Origin of the sequence: Niastella sp. (assembly GCF_045805085.1) — a bacterium.
Classification (GTDB): Bacteria; Bacteroidota; Bacteroidia; order Chitinophagales; family Chitinophagaceae; genus Niastella.
The window spans coordinates 1-2,691 of record NZ_JBJMLX010000005.1; the positions used below are offsets into that span (position 1 = coordinate 1).

Sequence of the window (2,691 nt, forward strand, 5' to 3'; positions counted from 1 at the left end):
GATGCAATAGAATAAAGTAAGGGATGCACTATAAAAGGCGAGGGATGGTGCATAAAAAGCTACTGTTGTACCATAAAAGCTCCAATCCCCCAACAATTTGATCCATAAACTGGTTTAGATAAAACAAAAACCCACGTAAACAATTAATTTACGTGGGTTTTTGTTTTTAGTTGAACATTTGTCTGTGATCCCGCTGGGACTCGAACCCAGGACCCCAACATTAAAAGTGTTGTGCTCTACCAACTGAGCTACGAGATCAACCTAAGATCTTTACTCTTATGAGCTGCGAAGATAGGTAACCAATAATTCTGGCATAAAAAAAGGCTACCAATTTTGATAGCCCTTTGCCATTTCTGTGATCCCGCTGGGACTCGAACCCAGGACCCCAACATTAAAAGTGTTGTGCTCTACCAACTGAGCTACGAGATCATCCTTATAAAGATATTATTTTTTCAAGAACTTTGCCCAAAATTGCTATTCAACTCCTTCATTATCTTTCTTTTCTGACCGTTTTTTTGAAGCGGTGCGTTTATTTTGGGAGTGCAAAAATAGGTGAAAATCATATCTCACCAAATTTTTTTAAAAAAAATCATAAACTATTTTCTCAACTCTTATTTTTTCAGCGGGTTAACTCCGCTATTTTTGTGTTTACAAAAGTAACGCTATGTCATTTTTAAAAGATAAGGTTGTAGCAATAACGGGTGGAAGTGATGGAATTGGAAAGGCCCTGGTAGATGCCTGCATTGCCGCAGGAGCAAAAGTGGCTACCTGTGCGCGTAATTACGACAAATTATACTCGCTTCAACTGCAGCACGCCAATGTTATGCTGCATACCATCACCTGCGATGTAAGTAACGAAGGCGATTGCCAGCGTTTTATTGAATCTACCATAAAAACCTTCGGTGGCATAGATATTCTTATCAACAATGCCGGCATCAGCATGCGTGCTTTGTTCAACGATGCCGATATTGAAGTGATCAAAAAAGTAATGGACGTCAACTTTTTTGGTTCCGTGTATTGCACCAAATATGCTTTACCTTCCATTCTGGAACGTAAAGGAACAATTGTGGGTGTTTCTTCCATTGCCGGTTACCGGGGTTTACCTGGCCGTGCGGCTTATTCTGCTTCTAAATTTGCCTTACAGGGCTGGTTAGAGGCCATCCGCACGGAGTTACTACATACCGGCGTGCACGTGATGTGGGTATGTCCGGGCTTTACAGCTTCTAATATCCGAAATGCTGCGTTGAATGAGCTGGGCCAACCCCAGGGGGAATCACCGCTCGATGAAGCCAGTTTAATGAGTGCTGCAGAATGTTCACGCGAAATTCTGAAAGCCATCGAAAACCGTAAGCGTACCCTGGTTCTTACCTTCAATGGTAAAAGAACCATCTTTTTGAACAAGCTCTTTCCTTCGCTAACGGATAAGCTGGTGTACAAATTCTTTTTTAAAAACAACGAGCTTTCCAAATAAATTTCATTTCTGATATTAATTATTATACATAATTTCTTAAATGCCTTTACTAACCCTCACTTCTGATTTTGGTGTGCAAGATTACCTGGTGGGTGCAGTAAAAGGCCGGTTATTGCAACAGAACCCGGAATTTACCCTGGTTGATGTGTCGCATACCATTTCTCCATTTAACTATCCGCAGGCGGCCTATGTGAGCCGTAATGCCATAAAGCAGTTTCCTTCCCACACGTTCCACTTACTGCTGGTAAACCTGTTTGAAAAAAAGCCGGAGCAATTATTATTAGCCTGGCATCAGGAACAATACATTTTATGTGCCGATAATGGGTTGCTCTCGATGGTGCTTGAAGACAAACCTGAAATGATCATTGGGTTGCCCCTTGATCCCAAAGCAATAAAAAACACCCTGTATTGTGTGCAGGTTATGGGGGAAGCCATTCATAAATTACACGGTGGCGCCCGCCTGCAGGATATAGGTATACCAGATGTGCCTTTTATAGAAAAGAATCATTTACGTCCGCTATTTGGGGAGAACTGGATGGAAGGACAGATCATCTTTATAGACCATTTCGAAAATATTGTAGTTAATATTACCCGCGACCAATTCGAAGAACATCGCAAAGGACGGAACTTCAAGATCGTTTTCAAACGTAATGAAGTGATCGATAAAGTGGCCGAAACCTATGCCGATGTACCCGGAGGCGAAAAGCTCGCTCTCTTCAATGCGGCAGGCTATCTTGAAATTGCCATCAACAAAGGCAATGCTGCGGGTTTATTTGGCCTGCAGGGCTTTACGGAACAAGCCCAACACCTCCAAAGCAGGCTGTTCTATCAAACGGTGAAGATCATGTTTGGATAGTAATTTGTTAGTTCGTTCCTGATTTGTAATATGACGAGGCGGTTTGAAAATCTCTAAAACAATCTGTATTTTACTCGTTGAATTCCCCTAAATACAAAACAATGAAATACCTGATTATTGGCCTTGCCCTAGTAACCGCATCCTGTAACTGGGCCGAAAAAAAAGCAAAAGACACCGTTAACAAAACCGGTGAAGTAGTAGGGAAGGCCGGGTCAGAATTCGTCAATGGCGTAGCGAAAGGCGTGGAAAAGACCTTTGAAAATGAAGTGAAATTTTCTGACCCGTTACTCAAACAGGGATTGGAAGCAGGAAAAATTATTATCCGCAGTTCCGATCAGCATTCAGACGATATCATCTCTGCCTA

3 protein-coding genes and 2 tRNA genes are annotated in these 2,691 nt (G+C 42.0%); 3 read left to right on the forward strand and 2 right to left on the reverse strand.

Going from position 1 to position 2,691, the window contains the following annotated elements; genetic code table 11:
- Positions 1 to 185: 185 nt before the first annotated feature.
- Both ACJ751_RS00330 and ACJ751_RS00335 read right to left on the reverse strand, forming a co-directional pair.
- Positions 186 to 258: transfer RNA gene (locus ACJ751_RS00330), tRNA-Lys, on the reverse strand.
- Positions 259 to 356: 98 nt separating this feature from the next.
- A tRNA-Lys gene (locus tag ACJ751_RS00335) sits at positions 357 to 429 on the reverse strand.
- Between the two features lie 235 nt (positions 430 to 664).
- Between ACJ751_RS00335 and ACJ751_RS00340 the strand changes: the two genes are divergently transcribed.
- From ACJ751_RS00340 to ACJ751_RS00350, 3 genes are all read left to right on the forward strand, one after another.
- Entirely contained in the window at positions 665 to 1,471 is an 807-nt protein-coding gene (locus ACJ751_RS00340) for an SDR family oxidoreductase (protein WP_407743370.1), read from the forward strand.
- A gap of 40 nt (positions 1,472 to 1,511) precedes the next feature.
- Complete coding sequence (locus ACJ751_RS00345; RefSeq protein WP_407743371.1) at positions 1,512 to 2,327, forward strand: S-adenosyl-l-methionine hydroxide adenosyltransferase family protein; 816 nt, start codon at positions 1,512 to 1,514, stop codon at positions 2,325 to 2,327.
- A 101-nt stretch (positions 2,328 to 2,428) separates the two neighbouring features.
- Positions 2,429 to 2,691: hypothetical protein (locus ACJ751_RS00350; protein ID WP_407743372.1), on the forward strand; the 263-nt coding region annotated here is incomplete at its 3' end.

Excerpts from the sequence above, each read along its gene's own strand:
- ACJ751_RS00345 (WP_407743371.1), top strand. The coding sequence starts at position 1,512 with ATGCCTTTACTAACCCTCACTTCTGATTTTGGTGTGCAAGATTACCTG.
- ACJ751_RS00340 (WP_407743370.1), top strand. The coding sequence starts at position 665 with ATGTCATTTTTAAAAGATAAGGTTGTAGCAATAACGGGTGGAAGTGAT.